The 21,914-nt window shown below is 71.1% G+C and carries 16 protein-coding genes; 6 read left to right on the plus strand and 10 right to left on the minus strand.

Annotation, left to right across the window (positions count from 1 at the left end):
• Positions 1 to 52 precede the first annotated feature (52 nt).
• Entirely contained in the window at positions 53 to 220 is a 168-nt protein-coding gene (locus ABGB17_RS31590; RefSeq protein WP_347636518.1) for a hypothetical protein, read from the plus strand.
• A gap of 16 nt (positions 221 to 236) precedes the next feature.
• Here the strand turns inward: ABGB17_RS31590 and ABGB17_RS31595 are convergent, their stop codons facing one another.
• The 4 genes from ABGB17_RS31595 to nrdR all read right to left on the minus strand — a co-directional run bounded on the left by ABGB17_RS31595 (position 237) and on the right by nrdR (position 4,981).
• A complete protein-coding gene (locus ABGB17_RS31595; protein ID WP_347636522.1) occupies positions 237 to 1,040 on the minus strand; it encodes an MBL fold metallo-hydrolase in 804 nt (267 codons plus the stop codon).
• Positions 1,041 to 1,053: 13 nt separating this feature from the next.
• The gene (locus tag ABGB17_RS31600; protein WP_347636526.1) at positions 1,054 to 1,491 is read right to left on the minus strand and encodes a hypothetical protein; all 438 of its coding nucleotides are present in this window, start codon (positions 1,489 to 1,491) and stop codon (positions 1,054 to 1,056) included.
• A gap of 68 nt (positions 1,492 to 1,559) precedes the next feature.
• Positions 1,560 to 4,418 (minus strand): vitamin B12-dependent ribonucleotide reductase, encoded by a 2,859-nt coding sequence (locus ABGB17_RS31605; protein WP_347636529.1) that lies wholly within the window; start codon positions 4,416 to 4,418, stop codon positions 1,560 to 1,562.
• 83 nt (positions 4,419 to 4,501) lie between these two features.
• On the minus strand, positions 4,502 to 4,981 hold the full coding sequence (gene nrdR, locus ABGB17_RS31610; RefSeq protein WP_347636533.1) for a transcriptional regulator NrdR: 480 nt from the start codon (positions 4,979 to 4,981) through the stop codon (positions 4,502 to 4,504).
• A 573-nt stretch (positions 4,982 to 5,554) separates the two neighbouring features.
• Between nrdR and lexA the strand changes: the two genes are divergently transcribed.
• Positions 5,555 to 6,265 (plus strand): transcriptional repressor LexA, encoded by a 711-nt coding sequence (lexA, locus tag ABGB17_RS31615; protein WP_347636537.1) that lies wholly within the window; start codon positions 5,555 to 5,557, stop codon positions 6,263 to 6,265.
• A 73-nt stretch (positions 6,266 to 6,338) separates the two neighbouring features.
• Here the strand turns inward: lexA and leuS are convergent, their stop codons facing one another.
• Entirely contained in the window at positions 6,339 to 8,831 is a 2,493-nt protein-coding gene (leuS, locus tag ABGB17_RS31620) for a leucine--tRNA ligase (RefSeq protein ID WP_347636654.1), read from the minus strand.
• Between the two features lie 456 nt (positions 8,832 to 9,287).
• Here leuS and ABGB17_RS31625 point away from each other — a divergent pair, with 456 nt between their 5' ends.
• A complete protein-coding gene (locus ABGB17_RS31625) occupies positions 9,288 to 10,910 on the plus strand; it encodes a hypothetical protein (protein ID WP_347636540.1) in 1,623 nt (540 codons plus the stop codon).
• 31 nt (positions 10,911 to 10,941) lie between these two features.
• On the opposite strand, the gene ABGB17_RS31630 is transcribed toward ABGB17_RS31625, so the two are convergent.
• Positions 10,942 to 12,225, minus strand: coding sequence for a cytochrome P450 (locus tag ABGB17_RS31630; protein WP_347636551.1), 1,284 nt, complete (start codon positions 12,223 to 12,225; stop codon positions 10,942 to 10,944).
• A 62-nt stretch (positions 12,226 to 12,287) separates the two neighbouring features.
• Positions 12,288 to 13,835 carry a GMC family oxidoreductase N-terminal domain-containing protein gene (locus tag ABGB17_RS31635; RefSeq protein ID WP_347636555.1) on the minus strand — a complete coding sequence of 516 codons (1,548 nt, stop codon included), beginning with the start codon at positions 13,833 to 13,835 and terminating at the stop codon, positions 12,288 to 12,290.
• A 176-nt stretch (positions 13,836 to 14,011) separates the two neighbouring features.
• Here ABGB17_RS31635 and ABGB17_RS31640 point away from each other — a divergent pair, with 176 nt between their 5' ends.
• Entirely contained in the window at positions 14,012 to 15,565 is a 1,554-nt protein-coding gene (locus ABGB17_RS31640; RefSeq protein WP_347636558.1) for a long-chain fatty acid--CoA ligase, read from the plus strand.
• Positions 15,566 to 15,678: 113 nt separating this feature from the next.
• Here the strand turns inward: ABGB17_RS31640 and ABGB17_RS31645 are convergent, their stop codons facing one another.
• Positions 15,679 to 16,938 (minus strand): cyclopropane-fatty-acyl-phospholipid synthase family protein, encoded by a 1,260-nt coding sequence (locus ABGB17_RS31645; RefSeq protein WP_347636561.1) that lies wholly within the window; start codon positions 16,936 to 16,938, stop codon positions 15,679 to 15,681.
• A gap of 13 nt (positions 16,939 to 16,951) precedes the next feature.
• Entirely contained in the window at positions 16,952 to 18,334 is a 1,383-nt protein-coding gene (locus ABGB17_RS31650; RefSeq protein ID WP_347636565.1) for an FAD-binding oxidoreductase, read from the minus strand.
• Between the two features lie 210 nt (positions 18,335 to 18,544).
• Between ABGB17_RS31650 and ABGB17_RS31655 the strand changes: the two genes are divergently transcribed.
• Complete coding sequence (locus ABGB17_RS31655; RefSeq protein WP_347636568.1) at positions 18,545 to 19,696, plus strand: CaiB/BaiF CoA-transferase family protein; 1,152 nt, start codon at positions 18,545 to 18,547, stop codon at positions 19,694 to 19,696.
• A gap of 7 nt (positions 19,697 to 19,703) precedes the next feature.
• On the opposite strand, the gene ABGB17_RS31660 is transcribed toward ABGB17_RS31655, so the two are convergent.
• A complete protein-coding gene (locus ABGB17_RS31660; protein ID WP_347636572.1) occupies positions 19,704 to 20,198 on the minus strand; it encodes an effector binding domain-containing protein in 495 nt (164 codons plus the stop codon).
• A 199-nt stretch (positions 20,199 to 20,397) separates the two neighbouring features.
• Here ABGB17_RS31660 and ABGB17_RS31665 point away from each other — a divergent pair, with 199 nt between their 5' ends.
• Entirely contained in the window at positions 20,398 to 21,837 is a 1,440-nt protein-coding gene (locus ABGB17_RS31665) for a GuaB1 family IMP dehydrogenase-related protein (protein WP_347636576.1), read from the plus strand.
• Positions 21,838 to 21,914: the final 77 nt, after the last annotated feature.

Genomic DNA, 21,914 nt, shown 5'->3' on the forward strand with positions numbered 1-21,914 from the left:
GACGACATCTGTAGACATCTCTATAACGAACGCATCACGTCGGGGGGAATCCATGAGAAGGCTGACCGCCGTACCCGCCTACGTACCCCGCACCAAGGTGCGGGACATCCGTTCCGCCCACCCTCGCCGCCGCCCCAAGGACACCAAGGTCGTGCACCTCCAGTCCTACACGGGCCGCAACGTCGTGCGCTTCCCCGGCAACCCGACCCCCGCCGCCTGACCGGCGCGAGCGGACGTCAGGCGGGCGCCGCCGCGCGGGCGAGCGCCGCGGCGGTGAAGTGCTCGGGATAGGGCGAGAGGGCCTTGGCCTCGGCGGCCGTCATCTCCCCGGCCGCGACCGCGCGGCACAACGTCGCCACCTCGAGCAGGTCCGCCCGCTGCGCCGCCACGAAGGCGACGTCCACCGGCTCGCCGTGGCCGGGCACCACGGTGGACGCCCCGAGCGTCATCAGCCGCAGCACCGCGGACGGCCAGACCAGCGGGAACGAGTCCTCGAAGGCCGGCGGGGCCCCCTGCTCCACCAGATCGCCCGCGAAAACGACACCGGCGTCCGGCACGTGCACCACGAGGTCGTGCCCGGTGTGGGCGAGCCCGGGGTGGAGCAGCCGCACCTGCCGCCCGCCGAGGTCGATCTCCGCCTCGTCGGGGACGAGCAGGCCGGGCGGCACGATGCGGGCCGTCTCGACGCGCCGGGCGATCTCGTCGCGCCCGCCCTCGCGGTAGAACTCCGCCATGGCGGCCCGTTGCGTCTCCCCGCCGCCCGCGAGCTCCTCGGCGCACCCGGGATGCCCCCACACGGGGCACTCCCCGAACGCCGCCGTGCCGAAGGCGTGGTCGAAGTGCGCGTGCGTGACGACGACCGTCCACGGCAGCGCGGTGACCTCCCGCACGGCCGCCGCGAACTCCGCGCCTTGCGTCTCGTCCCCCCCGGTGTCCACCACCAGGCATCCGCGTTCCCCGACGACCAGCCCGAGGGACAGGTCCAGCTCGTCGTACCGCCGCACCAGCACCCCGTCGCCGACCTCGGCCCAGCGCCCCATGGCCCGCGGCTCGCTACTGCCGCGGCCCGGTGTGGGGCGCCGCGTCGAGATGGGCGAACACCTCCGCGGAGACGTCCTCGCCGTGCTCCGCCCCGATCAACGCGGCCAGCTCCCCCCGCAGCTCCAGCTCGACCTGCCGGGTGACCGCCGCCACGACGTACCGCCCGAACCCCTCGTCCCCCGCGCGTGACCGCACGGCCGCGACGAGCGCCTCAGGCATCGCGACGGTGACGTCCCGCGTCACCGTCGCGTCCTCGGCCACCCCCGGGTCACCGTCCGGCCCCGCCGACCGCCCGAGGAACCCGGGCGAGGTGGCGGAAAGGTTCTCCAGGAACGCGACCGCCTGAGCGAGGTCCCCCTCACTCAGCTTCGCCGCGGGCTCTCCGTCCCATGCCAGCAGAGACCGGTCCCCGGACTCCCCCGCTGCTGGCGCAACCGGCTCTGTGCTCACGCGCCGATGCTAACCGAAATCGCGCGCCGGGCGGCGGACACGGCGGTCCGCCGCCCGGGTGCGGCCGGTCAGCTGCAGCCGCTGGTGCTGCCGCAGCCCTCGCAGACGTAGCAGCTTCCGGCGGGGCGCATCTTGGTGCCGCAGGTGAGGCACAGCGGGGCGTCGGCGGTGCGGCCCTGGTGGCTCTCCAGGGCGGGGGCGGTGCCGCCCTGGTGGTCCGCGGCCTGGTGGCCGGTCGTGGCCGGGGGCGGGGTGGGGTCGGCGGGCTTCTCCTCGATGGGAGCCGACTGGGCCAGGGCGGCGGTGTCGATGACCTCGGTGACCGTGGCCGGGTCCTCGCCTCGCTGCTGGGCGGCGCGTTCGGCGGCGGAGAAGACGCCGAGGGCGGCGCGGTCCTCGTAGGGCAGGTGGTCCAGGGCGAGGCGGCGGAAGATGTAGTCCACCACCGAGGCGGCCATGCGGATGTCGGGGTCGTCGGTCATGCCTGCGGGCTCGAACCGCATGTTGACGAACTTGCTGACGTAGGTCTCCAGCGGCACGCCGTACTGCAGGCCCACCGAGATGGCGACCGAGAAGGCGTCCATCACGCCCGCCAGGGTGGAGCCCTGCTTGGACATCTTCAGGAAGACCTCGCCGAGGCCGTCGTCGGGGTAGGACGACGCGGTCATGTAGCCCTTGGCGCCGCCCACGGTGAAGCGGGTGGTGCTGCTCGGCCGCTGGTTCGGCAGGCGGCGGCGGGTGGGCCTGGCCACCTCGACGACCTGCACGACCGGCTCGGGGGCCGCGACCGGTTCGGCGGTCTTGTCGCCGCCCTTCTTGGAGACCGACAGCGGCTGGCCGACCTTGCAGTTGTCGCGGTAGACGGCGAGGGCCTTCAGGCCGAGCTTCCAGCCCTCCAGGTACACCTGCTCGATGTCCTCGACGGTGGCGGACTCCGGCAGGTTGACCGTCTTGGAGATGGCGCCGGACAGGAACGGCTGGGTGGCCGCCATCATGCGGACGTGGCCCATGGGCGCGATGGCCCGCTCGCCCATGGCGCAGTCGAACACCTCGTAGTGCTCGTGGCGCAGGCCGGGGGCGTCCATCACGTGGCCGTGCTCGGCGATGTACTCGACGACCGCCTCGACCTGCTCGGGCTGGTAGCCGAGCCGGCGCAGCGCGCGCGGGATGGTCTGGTTGACGATCTGCATGGAGCCGCCGCCGACCAGCTTCTTGAACTTCACGAGCGCCAGGTCGGGCTCGATGCCGGTGGTGTCGCAGTCCATCATCAGGCCGATGGTGCCGGTCGGCGCGAGCAGCGACGCCTGCGCGTTGCGGTAGCCGTTCTTCTCGCCGAGCTTCAGGCACTCCTGCCACTGCTCCGTGGCCTCGGCGAGGATCGGGCGGTCCAGGTCGTCGGCCGCACGCAGGTCGTCGTTGGCCGCGGCGTGCTTGCGCATGACCCGCTTGTGGGCGGCGGCGTTGCGCTTGTAGCCGTCGTAGGGGCCGACGATGGCGGCCAGCTCGGCGCTGCGGCGGTAGGAGACGCCGGTCATCAGGCTGGTGATGGCCGCGGCGACGGACCGGCCGCCGTCGGAGTCGTAGGCGTGGCCGGTGGCCATGAGCAGCGCGCCGAGGTTGGCGTACCCGATGCCGAGCTGGCGGTACGCCCGGGTGGTCTCGGCGATCTTGCTGGTCGGGAAGTCGGCGAAGGTGATCGAGATGTCCATCGCGGTGATGATCAGCTCGGTCAGCTTCACGAACCGGTCGACGTCGAAGCTGTCGTCGTCGCGCAGGAACTTCAGCAGGTTGATGCTGGCGAGGTTGCAGGAGGAGTTGTCCAGGTGGACGTACTCCGAGCACGGGTTGGACGCGGTGATGCGGCCGGTCTCCGGGCAGGTGTGCCAGTCGTTGATCGTGTCGTCGTACTGCACGCCGGGGTCGGCGCACTCCCACGCGGCCGTGGCCATCTTGCGGAACAGCGCCTTGGCGTCGACCCGCTCGATCACCTCGCCGGACAGCCGGGCGCGCAGCCCGAAGTCGCCGCCGGCCTCGACGGCCCGCATGAACTCGTCCGAGACGCGGACGGAGTTGTTGGCGTTCTGGTACTGCACCGAGACGATGTCCCGGCCGCCGAGGTCCATGTCGAAGCCCGCGTCGCGCAGCGCGCGGATCTTGTCCTCCTCGCGGGCCTTGGTCTCGATGAACTCCTCGATGTCGGGGTGGTCCACGTCGAGCACGACCATCTTGGCGGCCCGGCGGGTGGCGCCGCCGGACTTGATGGTGCCCGCGGAGGCGTCCGCGCCGCGCATGAACGACACCGGGCCGCTGGCGGTGCCGCCGCTGGACAGCAGTTCCTTGCTGGAGCGGATGCGGGAGAGGTTGACGCCGGAGCCCGACCCTCCCTTGAAGATCACACCCTCTTCCTTGTACCACTCCAGGATCGACTCCATCTGGTCGTCGACCGCCAGGATGAAGCACGCGCTGACCTGCTGCGGCGAGGCGGTGCCCACGTTGAACCACACCGGCGAGTTGAAGCTGAACACCTGGTGGATCAGCGCGTGCTTCAGCTCGTGGTCGAAGATCTCGGCGTCCTCCTCGGTGGCGAAGTAGCCGTGCTCGCGCCCGGTGCGGGTGTAGACGCCCACCACCCGGTCGACCAGGTCCTTCAGGCTGCGCTCGCGCTTCGGCGTGCCGACGGCGCCGCGGAAGTACTTGGTGGTGACGATGTTGGCGGCGTTCACCGACCAGAAGTCGGGGAACTCCACGCCGCGCTGCTCGAAGTTGATCGAGCCGTCCCGCCAGTTGGTCATGACGACGTCACGGTGCTCCCAGCGCACCTGGTCGTACGGGTGCACACCGGGGGTGGTGTGGATACGCCTGATCTTCAAGCCCTTGGGGGCGCGCTTGCCCCCGCGTCCCACTGAGCCACTCACCGTCTCCGTCATGATCTCCCCCTTCCGGGGCCCAGGCCCACGTTCACGAAAACACGTCGTCACACCGTTCCGATCCCCGAGGGGACCGGTCACCGTCAGGCCGGTTCCGCCCGGCCGGCCGCCCTGGCGTCCCGCGCGGCCCGAAGCTGCTCGATCTCCGCCTCGAAGTCGGCGAGCGTCTCGAAGCCGCGGTACACCGAGGCGAACCGCAGGTACGCCACCTCGTCCAGGTCGCGCAGCGGCCCGAGGATGGCGAGGCCCACCTGGTGGGCCGGGATCTCGGCCGTCCCGGTGGCCCGGATGCTCTCCTCGACCCGCTGGCCGAGCTGGGCCAGGGAGTCCTCGCTGACCGGCCTGCCCTGGCAGGCCCGCCGCACTCCGGCGATCACCTTGTCCCGGGAGAACGCCTCGGTCACCCCGCTGCGCTTGCTGACCATCAGCAGCACCGTCTCCTGCGTGGTGAACCGGCGTCCGCACTCGGGGCAGGTGCGCCGGCGGCGGATCGCCGCGCCGTCCTCGGTGGAACGGCTGTCGATGACCCGGGTGTCCGGATGACGACAGAACGGACAGTGCACGTGCCACCTCCCCCGCCCACGCGGAACAGGCCGGCGCACATTCCGGTGACTACCCGGTGCGCCGACGGAAACACAACCTATGGTGAACCACATCGGTGTAACTACTAGATGTTGTGGTCCAACCGTAGGAGTGCCGCAGCATGAACGCAAGTCGAAGCGACCCCTACGCCCGGACCACCCCGCCCATCAGCGACAACGGCATCAGGAGCGGCGTGTCGCACCACTGTGCCCCAGTGGCACCCCTTGCCCCACAAGGCACCACCCGTACGCCGCCGGAAGCCGCTCCGCACCGGTGCAGAACCTTACGGAGGGGCGCCGCGTGTGATCGACTTCGACACCCGCCAGGCATAAGATCGCAGAAGTCGAACACGAGAGCGATCGAACTCCCGTACGATGGCGGACACGATAATGCCCGCTCAGGGGCATGATTCTCGAACATGTGTTTGATGACGATCTTGAACGGAGCTATTGTCGCCGTGTGGGCGGCATGCAGGCATGGCAGGCACACCGGCGGCCGGGCTGGGCGGGCGCCACGGACCGAGCGCCTCACCGGCGCCCGGTGAGGAGGAGTTCATGAGCGAGCAGGGCGAGACCGGCGCGGTCGCCAGTGATCTGGCGGTGCGAAGGCGTGACGAGCTCGGGCTCACCCCGAGGCAGCGCAAGATCCTTGAGGTGATCCGCGACTCGGTGCAGCAGCGGGGCTATCCGCCGTCCATGCGCGAGATCGGCGAGGCCGTCCAGCTGACCAGCACCTCCAGCGTGTCCCACCAGCTCACCGCGCTCCAGCGCAAGGGATACCTCCGCCGCGACCCCCACCGGCCGCGTGCCCTGGAGGTCCGCCTGCCCGGTGAGCCCGCCCTCTGGGTGGACCCTGTGGACGGCGAGGAGGAGTCGCTGGTCAGCAGGCCCACCGCGGCGTTCGTCCCGCTGGTCGGCCGCATCGCCGCCGGTGGCCCCATCCTGGCCGAGGAGCGCGTCGAGGACGTCTTCGCGCTGCCCAAGCAGCTCGTGGGCGAGGGCACGCTGTTCCTGCTCCAGGTCGCCGGCGACTCCATGATCGAGGCCGCCATCGCGGACGGCGACTGGGTCGTGGTGCGCCAGCAGCCGGTCGCCGACAACGGCGACATCGTCGCCGCCATGATCGACGGCGAGGCCACCGTGAAGACCTTCAAGCGCAAGGACGGCCACGTCTGGCTGGTGCCGCAGAACCCCGTCTACGACCCCATCCCCGGCGACGAGGCCACCATCCTCGGCAAGGTCACCGCCGTCCTGCGCAAGCTCTGACCCCGTCCCGTCCGGCCGCCAGGTGCCGGGTCAGCGATCGCTGACCCGGCTCTTCGGGTGTCTTCGCACCGCGTCAGGGGACGATGTTCACCAGCTTCGGCGCCCGCACGATCACCTTGCGGGGGGCGCCGTCCAGGTACGTCCGCACCTTCTCCGAGGCCAGGGCCAGCTCCTCCAGCGCGGCGCCGGAGATGTCCGGAGAGACCTCCAGGCGGTCGCGGACCTTGCCGGCGACCTGCACGACGCAGGTGACGGACTCCTGCACCAGCAGGGCAGGGTCGGCCGTCGGCCAGCCGGCGTGCGCGACGGTCGGGCCGTGGCCCAGGCGCTCCCAGCCCCCCTCGGCGCAGTACGGGGCGACCAGGGACAGCAGCACCGCCAGGGTCTCGGCGGCCTCGCGGACCGCCGGGTCGGCGGCACCGGGGCCGGTGTCGATGGCGCGGCGCGCGGCGGTGGTCAGCTCCATGGTGCGGGCGACCGCCACGTTGAACTTGTGCGCCTCGACCAGGCGGGTCACCTCGTCGATGGTGCGGTGGGTGACCTTGCGCAGCTCGGCGTCGCCCGTCGAGAAGTCGGCCCCGGGCGCGGACGCGGCGCCGGCCTCGGCCATCACGCGGAACGCCCGGCTCAGGAACTTCTGCGACGCCGCGGCCGAGACGTCCGCCCAGTCGATGTCGTCCTCGGGCGGGCCGGCGAACACCATGGTCAGCCGCACGGCGTCCACACCGAAGTTGTCGATCTGCTCGCCCAGGTCGACGCCGTTGCCCAGCGACTTGGACATCGCCTTGCCCTGGTTGATGACCTGCCCCTGGTTCAGCAGGCGCAGGAAGGGCTCGGGGAAGTCCACCATGCCCATGTCGTGCAGCACCTTGGTGAAGAACCGCGAGTACAGCAGGTGCAGCACCGCGTGCTCCACCCCGCCGACGTACTGGTCGATCGGCCCCCAGCGGCGCACCTGCTCGACGTCGAACGGCGCGTCCTCCGACTGGGGCGAGCAGTAGCGCAGGAAGTACCACGAGGAGTCGACGAAGGTGTCCATCGTGTCGGTGTCGCGCAGCGCGGGGCCGTCGCACTTGGGGCAGGTGACGTTCACCCAGTCGGTGGCGCTCGCCAGCGGCGACACGCCCTTCGGCGCCAGCGCCTCGCCGCGCAGGTCGGGCAGCGTGACCGGCAACTGGTCGTCGGGGACGGGCACCTCGCCGCAGTCGGGGCAGTGGATGATCGGGATCGGCGTGCCCCAGTAACGCTGGCGGGACAGCAGCCAGTCGCGCAGGCGGTAGTTGACGGCGGCGGCGCCGGTGCCGCGCTCCCCCAGGATCTCGATGATGCGCGCGATGGCCTCGGTCTTGGTCAGCCCGTCCAGCGGCCCGGAGTTGACCAGGCGGCCCTCGCCCGGGGTCGCGGTGCCGGTCCCGGCCGGGTCGGGCAGGCCGGTGTCCACGACGACCCGCACCGGCAGGCCGAACTTCAGCGCGAAGTCCAGGTCGCGCTGGTCGTGCGCGGGCACCGCCATGATCGCGCCGTGGCCGTAGTCGGACAGCACGTAGTCGGCCGCCCACACGGGGATGCGCTCGCCGTTCACCGGGTTGATCGCGTGGCGCCCCAGGAAGACGCCGGTCTTCTCCTTGTCGGTGGCCAGCCGCTCGATGTCGGTCAGCTTGGCGACCTCGGTGCGGTACGCCTCCAGCGCGGGCCGCTGCTCGGGGGAGACGATCTCCTCGGCCAGCGGGGCGTCCGCGGCCACGACGAAGAACGTCGCGCCGTACAGCGTGTCCGGGCGGGTGGTGTAGACGGTGACCGGCTCGGCGCGGCCCTCGATCTGGAAGGCGACGTCGGCGCCCTCGGAGCGGCCGATCCAGTTGCGCTGCATGGTCAGCACGCGCTCGGGCCAGCCGCCCTCCAGCTGCGCCATGTCGTCCAGCAGGCGGTCGGCGTAGTCAGTGATCTTGAAGTACCACTGGGTCAGCTCCCGGCGCACCACCTCGGCGCCGCACCGCTCGCAGTGGCCCGCCACGACCTGCTCGTTGGCCAGCACCGTCTGGTCCTGCGGGCACCAGTTGACCAGGCCGCCCTTGCGGTAGGCCAGGCCCCGCTCGAAGAAGCGGTTGAACAGCCACTGGTTCCAGCGGTAGTACTCCGGGTCGCTGGTGTGCAGGCGGCGCGACCAGTCGAAGGAGATGCCGTACCGCTTGAAGGACGTGGCCTGGGTCTCGATGTTGGCGTACGTCCACTCCGCGGGGTGGGCGTTGCGCCGGATCGCGGCGTTCTCGGCGGGCAGGCCGAAGGAGTCCCACCCGATGGGGTGCAGGACGTTGTACCCCTTCTGGAACCAGTAGCGCGCGACGACGTCGGCGATGGCGAAGACCTCGCCGTGCCCCATGTGCAGGTCGCCGGACGGGTAGGGGAACATGTCGAGCAGGTACTTGCGGGGACGCTCGTCGTCGTCGCCGCCGGCCCGGTAGGGGTCCAGTTCCTCCCAGCGGCGCTGCCACTGGGGCTGCAGCGTCTGCGGATCGTACTGCTCGTCGCTCACGGTCTCGTCCTTTGGTTCATCTGGGGCGCGGATGGCTTGATCGATCTTGACCAATAAATAAACCCCCCGTGTCCACGAGGGGCAGCCGCGTCGACCCGCGTCTCAGCGCGCTCGACGCGGCCGGCCAAGAAGCAGGGTCCCGCCACGCATAGCTCAAGGGTAGCGCAGGCCGCAAAGCGCGTTCATATCGTTTGGGCTGCCGGGTGGCCGGGTGATCGAAATGGGGGCACATAGCGACCCGATGGTGATAGATCCGTTGTGCCCCGTATGTACCTTTAGTTTACGCTTTTCGCTGTGGTGAACTCGTATGGGCCAGGACGCGGCCCGGATTTCCCGGGGGACGACCTGCCGATGCAGGATCCGCCGACCGACCCCAACGGCCTGAGGCTGCGGGAACCATTCTCCGATTCTCCTGCGGACACCCCCGCTCCACATGAGATCATGCCGAGCACCCCCAATCCGGGCATGATTTCGGGAGGTTCGCCCGCGATGGCACCTGAGCAGTCCAGCCGGCCCACGCGGGCCCCGGCATGGCCGGAAAGCCCCCCGCCGTGGCCGGAGATGCCACCGCCGTCCGCGCCCCCGTCGTACCAGGACCCGGTCGCCCCGCCGCCCGGCCCCTCGCACCACACCGGCCGTCCCGAGCACGGCCCCCACGCCACCGGCCCGCAGCCCTACGACACCCCCGTACCGCCGTCGTACGCGCCCCAGCCCACGGGCCCCCAGCAGTACCCGCCCCAGACGGGGCCGCAGGGGTACACCTCCCAGCCGACCGGACCGCAGGGGTACACCCCGCAGCCCTCCGGACCGCAGCAGTACACCCCGCAGCCCTCGGGCCCCCAGCAGTACGGCCCCCCGCAGCGCTACGGCTCCCAGCCGACCGGACCACAGCAGTACACGCCGCAGCCGAGCGGCCCCCAGCAGTTCGCCGGGCAGACCGGCACCCAGCAGTTCGCCGCCGCGGGCACCATGACCGCGCCCGGGACCCCGCCGCCCGTCCCCGCCGACGAGCAGCCCCTCCCCAACGGGCACGCCCCGGGCCCGGTGAACGGCGCCAACGGCCAGATGCCCGTCCCGCCGGACGGCCCGGGCGCGCGGCAGTACACCCCGCCGGGCACCGAGACCACGGTGCGGCTCGCCGGGACCGCCGCCCCCGAGCGCACCGCCCCGGCCCCCGGCCGCAGGAGGCGCCCGGACAGCGGCCCCGAGGACCCCTACAAGCCGTTCGTCACCGCCGGGCAGATCAGCGGCCCGAAGACCCCGCCGCCCGAGCGCCAGCAGCAGTTGTGGAACACCGTCTTCGGTGACAACTACGAGGCCATCGGCGAGGGCCAGGAGGACGAGGGCACCGGCGGCAGGCGCGTGTGGCTGCTCGCCCTGGTCGCCTCGGTCGCGGTGGCCCTGGTCGCCGCGCTGCTGTGGGCGTTCCTCGCCGGCCCGCTGCGCTCCGCGCCCGAGGCCGGCGGCGGGCCCGGTGGCGGCGGCGCGAGCGGCGCGGCGTCCCCGCCCGCGGCCAAGCCCACCACGGGGACCAAGCCGCAGACGGTGGGCAAGCTGCCCAAGTACCGCGGCGAGGCCTCGCCCCGGGCGGGCACGGTCAGCGACGACGCGGCCGGGCTGAACATCCCGCGCCTCGGCGGCCAGTGGCGTCTCGACACCCGCGCCGACCACATCCGCTCGACGTACGGCTTCGAGACCCGCCAGTACGTCCCCGCCGGCCAGGACACCGCGGGCAACCCGCAGTTCGCCCAGCTGATGACCGGGCCGCTCGCCGCCTCGCTGGCGTCGAAGTACTCGCCGGACGAGCCGCAGAACCTCACCCCGGTGATCAGCGCCGTGGCGTTCGCCGCGCGCAACAAGTTCTTCCCCGAGGGCAACAAGGTCGTCAAGACGGCCGAGCAGCGCCTGACGGCGGGCGGCAAACCCGCGCGGCTGGTGGCGTACCAGGTCACCGCGGGCGAGCAGAAGACCACCCTGGTGGTCGCCGCGGTGAGCACCGGCGCCGACGTGCCGTCGATCGTCTACATGACGGTGCCGGAGACCAAGAAGGCGCTGCTGCCGGACGTCAACACCGTCTTCTCCTCGATCCGCCCCTTCACCGGCGTCTCGTGAGGTGAGGCCGCGCCCGCGGGCGCGGCCTCGTTCACCGGAAGTCGCAGGGCAGGTGCTTGACGCCGTTGATGAAGCTGGAGAACAGCAGCTCGGGGTGGCCCGCCTCGATGGACGGCACCCGCGAGAGCAGCTCGCGGAACATCACGGTGATCTCGCGACGGGCCAGGTGGGCGCCGAGGCAGAAGTGCGGTCCCGGCCCGCCGAAGCCGACGTGCGGGTTGGGGTCGCGGGTGATGTCGAAGCGATAGGGGTCGTCGAAGACGGCGGCGTCCCGGTTGGCCGACCAGTAGTACAGGACGGTCTTGTCGCCCTCGCGGTAGTCCACGCCGTTCACGGTGACGTCACGGGTGACCTTGCGGCGCATGTAGTTGACCGGGGAGGCGAGCCGCACGATCTCCTCGACGGCCTTCGGCGCGTACCTGTCGATGTCGGACAGCCACAAGCGCTTCTGGCCGGGGTTGCGGGTGAGCAGCAACAGGCCCTGGGAGATGGCGTTGCGGGTGGTCTCGTTGCCGGCCACCACGAGCAGGATGAAGAACGACCCGAGCTCCTGCAGGGTGAGCCGCTCGCCGTCGATGTTGGCGTTCACCAGCGCGGAGATGAGGTCGCCCGTGGGTTTCTCCGCGCGCTCGGCGGCAAGCTCCTGAACGAGCTGCTGCAGCTCCGACCCGGCGGTGAGCAGGGCGGTCACCACACTGTCCATGTCGGCCCGCGGGACGTACTCGGGGTCGGAGGCGCCGAGCACGATGTTGGAGCGGTCGTAGACGAACCGGTAGTCCTTCTCCGGGATGCCCATCATGTCGCAGATGATCTTCAACGGCAGGCGCGCCGCGACCTCGGTCACGAAGTCGCAGCCGGGGCCCTTCTCCAGCAGTTCGTCCACCACGACCGAGGCGGCGATCTGCACGTCCTCCTCGAACTTCTGGATCATCTTCGGGGTGAACGCGCGGGACACGATGCGGCGCAGGCGCGCGTGCCGGGGGTCGTCCATATTGATCATCGAACCGAAGTACTCGGTGAACTCCGGCGGCATGTCGGGGATGTTGGTCGCGCCGCCCGACCCCGAGCTGAACACCTCGGGATTGCGGCTGATCTCCAAGACGTCCGCGTGGCGCACGACGGCGTGGTAGCCCCGGCCCGGTGGCGCGTACGTCACCTCCGGCTCGGCGAAGAACATGGGGGTGTCCCTCGCCCGCAGCAGCTCGAAGGCGTGCTCCCTCTCGGCCATGGGACGGGCCCAGAAGTCCCAGTCCGACAGGTCGATCTGGTCGCAGGAGGTGATCGGCCGGCGCTCCTGCGGTGTTCCCACTGTCATCGTCCCATGATTGAGAAAGCGCACACTTACGTCAAACGGCCCGGACCCGCGCGCGGCCCGTCTCAGGACGCCTTGATGAGGTCCGCCGCCCGCTCGGCGATCATGACGGTGGGGGCGTGGGTGTGGCCGCGGTTCAGCGTCGGCATCACCGAGGCGTCCACCACACGCAGGCCCGGCATGCCGACGACACGCAGGGACGGGTCGACGACCGCGTCCGGGCCGAGGCCCATCGCGCAGGTGCCCACCGGGTGGTACAGCGTCTCGCTCTTGACCCGCACCAGCCTGGCCAGCTCCTCGTCGGTCTCCGAGCCGTCGTACGGTGCCACCGGCGTCCCCGCGTACGGCTTCAGCGACGGCGTGGCGAACAGCTCCTTGGCCGTCTTCAGGCCGGCCACCAGGCGCCGCACGTCGCTCTCGGCGCTCAGGTAGCAGGGGTCGATGCGCACCCCGCCGTCGTCGGCCAGGGTGACCCGGCCACGGCTCTCCGGCCGCAGCAGCACCACCCCGATGGTGAGGCCGTGACCGGGCGGCGGGGTCAGCCCGTGGTCGGCGAAGATGACCGGGGCGAACACGAGCTCCAGGTCCGGCGCGGGTTCGGCCGGTCCCGAGCGCACGAACGCCACCGCCTCGCCGACGTTGGAGGTGAGCATGCCGCGGCCGGCGAGCAGGAAACGCGCGAGGTTGCCGAGCGACTCGGCCGCCGCGAGGGTGACCGGCTGCGGGCAGCTCAGCACGATGCCGCACGCCAGGTGGTCGCTGAGGCCGCGGCCCACCCCCGGCAGCTCGTGCCGCGGCTCGACGCCCGCGGCGCGCAGGTCGCCGGGGTCACCGATGCCCGAGCTCAGCAGCAGGTGGGGCGAGCCGACCGTCCCGGCGGAGAGCACGACCTCGCGGGTGGCGGTGACCCGGCGCCCGTCGCCGTACTCGACCCCGGTGGCCCGGCCGTCCGCGTCGAACAGCACCCGGCGGGCCTGCGCGCCGGTGAGCACGGTCAGGTTGGGGCGGCGCCTCGCCGGGCGCAGGTAGGCGTCGGCGCAGCTCCACCTGCGGCCGCGGCGCTGCGTCACGGGGGTGGGCGCGAACCCCTCGTTGGACGGGCCGTTCAGCTCCGGGAGCCGGGTCAGCCCGATCTCCTCGCACGCCCGCAGGAAGGCCGCCGTGGCGACGTTCGGGCTGCGCAGCTCGCTGATGTGGAGAGGGCCGTCCGTGCCGTACACGCCGCCGTGGTTGGAGCCGGTGCGCCGCTCGGCCCGCTGGAAGTACGGCAGCACCTCGTCGTAGGACCAGCCGGGCAGTCCCCAGCCGTCGTAGTCGTCGCGGTGGCCGCGCACCCACATCTGCGCGTTGATGGAGGACGAGCCGCCGAGTGTGCGGCCGCGCGGCCAGTACAGCTCGCGATCGTCCATCCCGGCCTGCTTGACGGTGGTGAAGTCCCAGTCGTACTCGGTCTTGAACAGCTTGGAGAACGCGACGGGGACGCGGATCTCCGTCTTGCGGTCCGGGCCGCCCGCTTCCAGCAGGCCGACCCGCACGGAGGGGTCCTCCGAGAGCCGGGCCGCGAGAACGCAGCCCGCCGAGCCCGCACCCACGATGACGTAGTCGAATTCCATCTCCGGCCCTCCGGGGGAAAGGTCACCACCTGCCTCACCGTAATTACGCCCGCGCGCCACCGGCCGGCCATGGCCGTTACCGATTAGTAGCCCTCGACTGCCAAGATGACGCCAATCTTGAAGCGGGCAAGCGTCCCACGGCCCCCCGTGACGCCCAGAAGTGGAGGAACGCTGCAATGCTCAACCTGTCGGTCATCTTGGAGGACAGCGCTCGTGAGTGCCCGGACCGCACCGCGGTCGTGATCGGGGACGTGCGGATCCCGTACTCCGTGCTCGACACGCTGGCCAACCAGGTGGCCGGGCTGCTGGCCTCCCGCGGGATCGGCCGGGGGGACACCGTGGCGCTGGCGTGCCCCAACCTGCCGTACTTCCCGTTCGTCTACTACGGCATCCTCAAGGCCAGCGCCACCGTCGTGCCGCTGAACGTGCTGCTGCAGTCCCGGGAGATCGCCTACCACCTGCGTGACTGCGGCGCCCGCGCGTTGTTCTGCTTCGAGGGCACGCCGGAGCTGCCGCTCGGCGAACGCGGGCACGCGGGCTTCCGCGAGGCGATCGGGGCCGGCTCCCCGGACGCGGGCAACTTCATCTCGCTGCCCGCCACGCCGTTCGCCACCGAGTCGGGCATCGAGGGCGTGGAGACGCTGTGGACGGCGCTGGACGGGCTGCCCGGCACGTTCGAGACCGTGGCCACCGCGCCGGACGACACCGCGGTCATCCTCTACACCAGCGGCACCACAGGGCAGCCCAAGGGCGCCGAGCTGAGCCACCAGAACATGCTGATGAACGCCCTGGTGTCGGACCAGATGTTCGAGCGCACCCCGCACGACGTGTTCCTCGCGACGCTGCCGCTGTTCCACTCGTTCGGGCAGACCGTGGTGATGAACATCGGGCTGCGGCGGCGCGCCACCCTGGTGCTGATGCCGCGGTTCGAGCCCGGGGAGGCGCTCCGGCTGATGCGCGACGAAGGCGTCACCATGTTCGCGGGCGTCCCCACGATGTACTGGGCCATGCTCACCGCCATCCACACCGGCGAGGTCGAGGTGCCGATGAGCCTGCACACCGCCGTGTCGGGCGGGGCGTCGCTGCCGGTGGAGGTGCTGAAGGACTTCGGCACGACGTTCGGCGTGCCGGTGCTCGAAGGGTACGGCCTGTCGGAGACGTCACCGGTGGCGAGCTTCAACCAGCCGGGCCGGCCCGCCAAGGCGGGCTCCATCGGCACGCCGATCTGGGGCGTGGAGATGAAGCTCATCGACCCGGACTGGAACGACATCGACGGCGACCAGCCCGGCGAGATCGCCATCCGCGGCCACAACGTCATGAAGGGCTACCTCGGGCGCCCCGACGCCACCGCGGAGGCGATGCGCGGCGGGTGGTTCCGCACCGGCGACATCGCCACCCGGGACGCCGACGGCTACTACTTCGTCGTCGACCGCGCCAAGGACATGATCATCCGCGGTGGGTTCAACGTGTACCCGCGCGAGATCGAGGAGGTCCTGATGACGCACGAGGCGGTCTCGCTCGCCGCCGTCGTCGGCGTGCCGCACCCCTCGCACGGCGAGGAGGTCAAGGCGTACGTGATCCTGCGGCAGGGGGCGTCGATCGGCGAGGACGAACTGGTCAAGTGGTGCCAGGAGAACATGGCGTCCTACAAGTACCCGCGGCTGGTGGAGTTCCGCGAGTCGTTCCCGATGACGGCCAGCGGCAAGATCCTCAAGCGCGAGCTGCGCTGACGCCTCGGGACACGCCCGCTCCTGGGGCGGGGGACCGGAGCGGACGGCGGGCGGGGTGCCCGCCGTCCGATCGGCCGCGTACGATCAGGCCGGCGGAGGGCGGCCGGGGCCGGTCAGGGCCAGCCGACCGCCGGGCGCAGGGAGACGCCGGACTCGCCCCTGTCGCCGAGCTTCACACCGAGCACCTGGTGGAGCTGCACCTTGTTGCGCTCGAAGCCCACGACGCAGCCCGCCATGTACAGGCGCCACACCCGCGCGGTGCCCTGGCCGACCTCCTGCACCGCCTCGTCCCAGTGGGCGTCGAGGTTGGCGCACCACTTCTCCAGGGTCTTGGCGTAGTGCTCCCGGAGGTTCTCCTCGTGCCGGATCTCGAAGCCGGTGTCCTCCATCTCGCGCACGAGGTGGCCGATCGACTCGAGCTCGCCGTCGGGGAAGACGTAGCGGTTGATGAAACCGCCCTTGTTGATCGTGCGCTCCTTGCCGGTGGGCCGGGTGATGCAGTGGTTCAGCAGGCGGCCGCCGGGCTGGAGCTTGCCGTACAGGAAGCCGAAGTAGGAGGGGAGCTGGTCCTTGCCGATGTGCTCGGTGAGACCGATGGAGCTGACCGCGTCGAAGCCGGTCTCGGTGACGTCGCGGTAGTCGGAGAAACGCACCTCGACCAGCTCGGACAGGCCGGCCTCGGCGATGGCCTTCTGCGCCCACTCGGCCTGCTGGCGCGACAGCGTGACGCCGAGACCCTTCACGCCGTAGTGCTTGGCCGCGTGCATGACCATGCCGCCCCAGCCGCAGCCGACGTCCAGCAGGCGCATGCCCGGCTTGAGGTCGAGCTTCCTGGCGACGAGGTCGAACTTGGCGAACTGCGCCTCCTCCAGCGAGGAGGTCTCCTCGGGGAACACCGCGCAGGTGTAGGCCATCGACGGGCCGAGCACCCACTCGTAGAACCGGTTGGAGACGTCGTAGTGATGGTGGATCGCCTCGGCGTCACGCTGCTTGGCGTGACGGCTGCCGAGTTTCGCCATGGTGCTGCGCCGCACCTCCTGCGGCGGCAGCGGCACCCGCATCAGCAGGGGTTTGACGCCGAGCGACCGGGCGACGGCGATCTTCTCGCGCATCGGCATGTCGTTCAGCGTGACCGACGCCATCTGCGACAGCAGGGTGTACATGTCGCCGTGCACATCGATGTGCCCCGCCACGTACGCCCTGGCCAGGCCCATCTCGCCGGGGGCCTGCGCGAGGTACGCGATCGCGATGGGGGACTTCACCTCGAGATGCACCGTGGCGTCCGAGCGCCCCGCCTTGCTGCCGTCATAAGCGGAGAACGACACATTCGCCTCCGGCCCGACGATCTTCTCGAAGATCTGGGCGAGTGTCATCGAACCAACCTCCTCAACGCCCCCGTACACACTTTTCGTAGAGGTCCAGCAACCGCCCCTGGGGGTCGTAGGCCCGCTTGACCGGCCAATAGGCGTCGCCGTTGTAGAGCCGCCAGAACTCATCACGGGGGTAGAACGATGTCGAATACAGGGACTTGTGACCGCCGAGCTCGTGCACCGAGTTCTCGATGAGGCGGTTGTGGTAGCCGTCGAACTGCCCGCGGGGCAGCGCCACCATTCCCCAGAATCCGAAGTTGACGTACAGCTTCCCCGGCTCCAGCGGGTAGATCGGCCACTGCTGGGTGGCCCGCAGCGGGCACATCCAGACCGGCGCCATGCCCACCTTGTCGTCGAAGAACTCCAGGAAGTCGGCGCCCTTCTCGATCGGCACCTCGACGTCCTGGATGACCGACTCGTGCACCGGGTTGCCGCGCCACCGATCGACGCGCGCGGTCACGCCGTACTTCTGGTCCATGCCGACGAGCCTGCGGTACACGTCCGAGCGCAACCAGCGGCGCGGCACCAGCGACCGGATGAGCGGCTGCTGCACACCGAAGGCGCGCGAGCACCAGAACCAGTCGGTGTCCCAGCGCCACAGGTAGTCGCGCACGGTCAGCCAGTCGCGCGTGCGGGTGCGGATGGACTGGTAGTAGATGCGCATGCCCGTGTAGTCGGAGGCGTAGGGCGCGCGGTCGGCGAACTGCCCGACGGTGACGTACATCTCCTCGGGCGAGAAGAACGTGCCGTCCACGAAGTCGACGCGGTCGCCCTCGTACTCGCCGCTGTCGCAGATCTCCTGCATGGCCAGCATGCACTTGCCGGCGTCGGTGAAGGGGATGTGGGTCAGCCGGACGTACGGCCGCACGGGGAGCAGCTTGATGCGCAGCCGCAGGGCGTAGCCGAGGGTGCCGTAGGAGTTGGGGAAGGCGTGGAACAGGTCGGCGTGCTCGTTGTCGGCGCGGGCGACCACCACGCGGCCGTCGCCGGTGAGGATCTCCAGCTCCTCCACCGACTCGTGCGGCAGACCGTGCTGGAAGCTGGTGGACTCGATGCCGAGCCCGGTGACCGCGCCGCCGAGCGTGATGGTCTTGAGCTGCGGCACGACGTACGGCATGAGCCCCGACGGCAGCGTGGCGTCCACGAGGTGCTCGTAGGTCGTCATGCCCTGCACCTCGGCCGTGCGCGACTCCGGATCGACCGAGATGACCTTGTCCAGGTCGCGGGCGGACAGCCGCGCGGTGCGGCCGGCCTCGCGGAAACGGAACAGGTTGGTGGTCGCCTTGGCGAGGCGGGGGGCGCTACCGTCCGGGAGGGCGGTGTAGGACTCCTTGATCTGCTCGACGGCCTGCTTGTGTGCTGCCATCTGGGCGGTCGAACTCACCGTGCGATCTGGCATGCCACCACCCCTGAGCTAAGTGTTGGAGATCGTCCTAAGAACGCTATCTCCTGAGATGACCATCGACCAGAGTAGACACGTTAAACCCGCGCAAACTCAGGGGCCCCCTGGGAAGCGCTGCCCGGTAGGGGTTAGCGTCGTGTTCGCAGGTGACGGACGCGCGGTGGCGGGCTGTTCAACCTAGCGCTTGCTAAGTGCAGGGAGGTACGGATGACCGGTGTCGGCCACGATGATCCGGAGCGGCCCCGCGGCCCGCTGTCCGGGGTCCGGGTGCTGGAGCTGGCGGGGCTCGCTCCCGGGCCGTTCGCGGGCATGATGCTCGCCGACCACGGCGCCGAGGTGCTGCGCGTGGACCGGGTGGCCGCGGTGGCCGCCGCCGGGGACACACCGCGGACGGACGTGATGGACCGCGGCAAACGCACCATCGGGCTCGACCTGAAGTCACCCGAGGGCGTGGCGGCGTTCAAGGACCTCGCGGCGGCGGCCGACGTCGTCATCGAGGTGTTCCGGCCCGGCGTGGCCGAGCGGCTCGGCATCGGCCCCGAGGACCTGCACGCCGTGAACCCCCGGCTCGTGTACGGCAGGATGACCGGCTGGGGGCAGGACGGCCCGCTGGCCCGCACCGCCGGGCACGACATCGACTACATCGCGGTCGCGGGCGTGCTGTCCATGCTGGGCCGCGCCGGGGGGCCGCCCACGCCGCCGATCAACATCCTCGGGGACTTCGCCGGGGGCGGGCTGATGCTGGCGTACGGCGTGCTGCTGGCGCTGTTCGAGCGGGAACGCACCGGACGCGGCACCGTGATCGACGCCGCCATGGTGGACGGCGCCACCACGCTGTTCGCGATGTTCTTCGACAGCGCACGCACCGGCCTGTGGGGGCCGCGCGGCACCAACCTGCTGGACACCGGGGCACCCATGTACGACACCTACGAGACCGCCGACGGCGAGTACGTGGCGGTCGGCGCGCTGGAAGGCCCGTTCTGGGCGGAACTGCTGGAGAGGACCGGCCTCACCGGCCTGCCGTCCCGCGGCGACCCGGCCAACTGGCCCGCCATCAGGGCACGCCTCGCCGAGGTGTTCCGCACCCGCACCCGCGACGAATGGCAGGAGGTCTTCGACGGCTCCGACGCCTGCGTCTCCCCCGTCCTCTCCATCGCCGAGGCCCCCCACCACCCCCACAACAAGGCCCGCGCGTCCTTCACCGACGTCGGCGGCGTCGTGCAGCCCACCCCGGCCCCCCGGCTCCGGAGCAGCCCTCCGGCTCCCCTGACCCCCGCCACGCGCCTCCACGACCTGACGTCCTGGGGCCTTGACGAGTCCCGCGCCAAGGCCCTCCGCGACACCGGCGTGCTGGCCTGAGCCGCTCTCAGGCCTGGGCGCGCTCGTGCGCGGGGACCGGGGTGCTGAGGACGGCCAGGTAGAGGTCCACGCCGGCGGGGTGGTGGATCTCCAGGTCGGTGGTGAAGGCGCGGGGCGGCACGCTGCCCGCCTCGGTGTGGCGCCAGACCTCCTGCCACGCCTCGATCAGCGCCTGCGGCATCGGGCCGTGCGCCTCGACCTTCAGCGACGGCACCGCGGGCACCCGCACCGCCACCATGCCCTCGGGCAGCCGCGCGAGGGTGCGCACGGCGGCCCCCACCACCTGCGTGTAGGCGCCCTGCTGGTCGGAGCCGTCGTAGTCGAACAGGACGGCGTACAGGTTCTCGTCCACCCGCCCGGGGATGTGGGCGAAGGCCCCCGGCACCCCCGAGCGTGCCCACAACCCGGGCAGCCGCGCCCGGGACGGGTCCGCCTCGTCGGCGTTGGTCGTGCGTACCGCGTAGCCGATGACGAGCGTCTCCGGCCGGTCCACGATGATCATTGCGCCTCCAACCTCAGTGCCCTCCCCGTCCGCGGAGCCCGATCGCGCGGCCAAATGTAACCGCCCCGGCCGACCGCCGTCCCGATCATCGCGCAGAGAGGAATCAGCATAGGGGACGCACAGGTGTCCCCATCCCTACACAACCGTTCTGACCTGGGACATCCCCGGACCAACCGCCCATCGCATAGGCTGGATCAACGTGCGATTCCTCAACGAACAGGCGCCTGCCCACGACCTGACCTACAGCGACGTGTTCATGGTCCCCGTCCGGTCGGCGGTGGGCTCCCGGCTCGACGTGGACCTGTCCACCAGCGACGGCACCGGCACCACCATCCCGGTCGTGGTGGCCAACATGACCGCCGTGGCGGGCCGCCGGATGGCCGAGACGATCGCCCGGCGCGGCGGCGTCGCGGTCATCCCGCAGGACATCCCCATCGACGTCGTCGCCGACGTCATCGAGTGGGTCAAGAAGCGCGACCTGGTGCACGACACACCGATCACGCTCACCCCGCACGCCACGGTCGGCGAGGCACTCAACCTGCTGCCCAAACGGGCCCACGGCGCGGTCATCGTCGTCGACTGGGACGGCAAACCCATCGGCGTCGTCACCGAGGCCGACTGCCACGGCGTCGACATGTTCACCCAGTTGTCCCAGGTGATGTCCGGCTCCCCGCTGACCATCCCGGCCGGCACCGACCCACGGGCCGCGTTCGAGGTGCTGCACGAGGGACGGCACCGCCTCGCGCCCGTCGTGGACGGGGAGGGCCGCCTGCAGGGCGTGCTCACCCGCACCGGCGCCCTGCGCGCCACGCTGTACCGGCCCGCCGTGGACGCCGCCGGCCGGCTGAGGATCGCCGCCGCCGTCGGCATCAACGGCGACGTCGCGGCCAAGGCCAAGGAACTACTGGACGCCGGGGTGGACTGCCTGGTGGTGGACACCGCGCACGGCCACCAGGAGAAGATGCTCACCGCGCTCGCCGCCGTGCGGGCCCTGCGGCCGGACGTGCCGATCGCCGCGGGCAACGTCGTCACCGCGGCCGGGGTGCGCGACCTCGTCGAAGCGGGCGCCGACATCGTCAAGGTCGGCGTCGGGCCGGGCGCCATGTGCACCACGCGCATGATGACCGGCGTCGGGCGGCCCCAGTTCTCCGCCGTGGTGGAATGCGCCGCGCAGGCCCGGATGCTCGGCAGGCACGTGTGGGCGGACGGCGGGGTGCGCCACCCCCGGGACGTCGCGCTCGCGCTGGCGGCGGGCGCGGCCAACGTCATGATCGGCTCGTGGTTCGCGGGCACCTACGAGTCGCCGGGCGACACCCGCGCCGACGCCGACGGGCGGCTGTACAAGGAGAACTTCGGCATGGCCTCGGCGCGGGCGGTGCGGCTGCGCACCTCCGACGACACGCCGTTCGACCGGGCGCGCAAAGCCGTCTTCGAGGAGGGGATCTCGACCTCCCGCATGTACCTCGACCCGCAGCGGCCGAGCGTCGAGGACCAGCTGGACGCCATCGTGGCGGGGCTGCGGTCCTCCATGACGTACGCGGGCGCCACCACCCTGGAGGAGTTCCACGAGCGGGCCGTGATCGGGCTGCAGAGCTCCTCGGGGTACTCCGAGGGGATGCCGCTGCACCAGAGCTGGTGACGCGGGCGGCCGGGTGACCGGTGATATCTCCGCCGGGCCGGGTAGTGCGGAGCCGCACACGAATCCCAGCCATGGAG

The organism is Sphaerisporangium sp. B11E5, from assembly GCF_039871875.1.
Lineage (GTDB): Bacteria > Actinomycetota > Actinomycetes > Streptosporangiales > Streptosporangiaceae > Sphaerisporangium.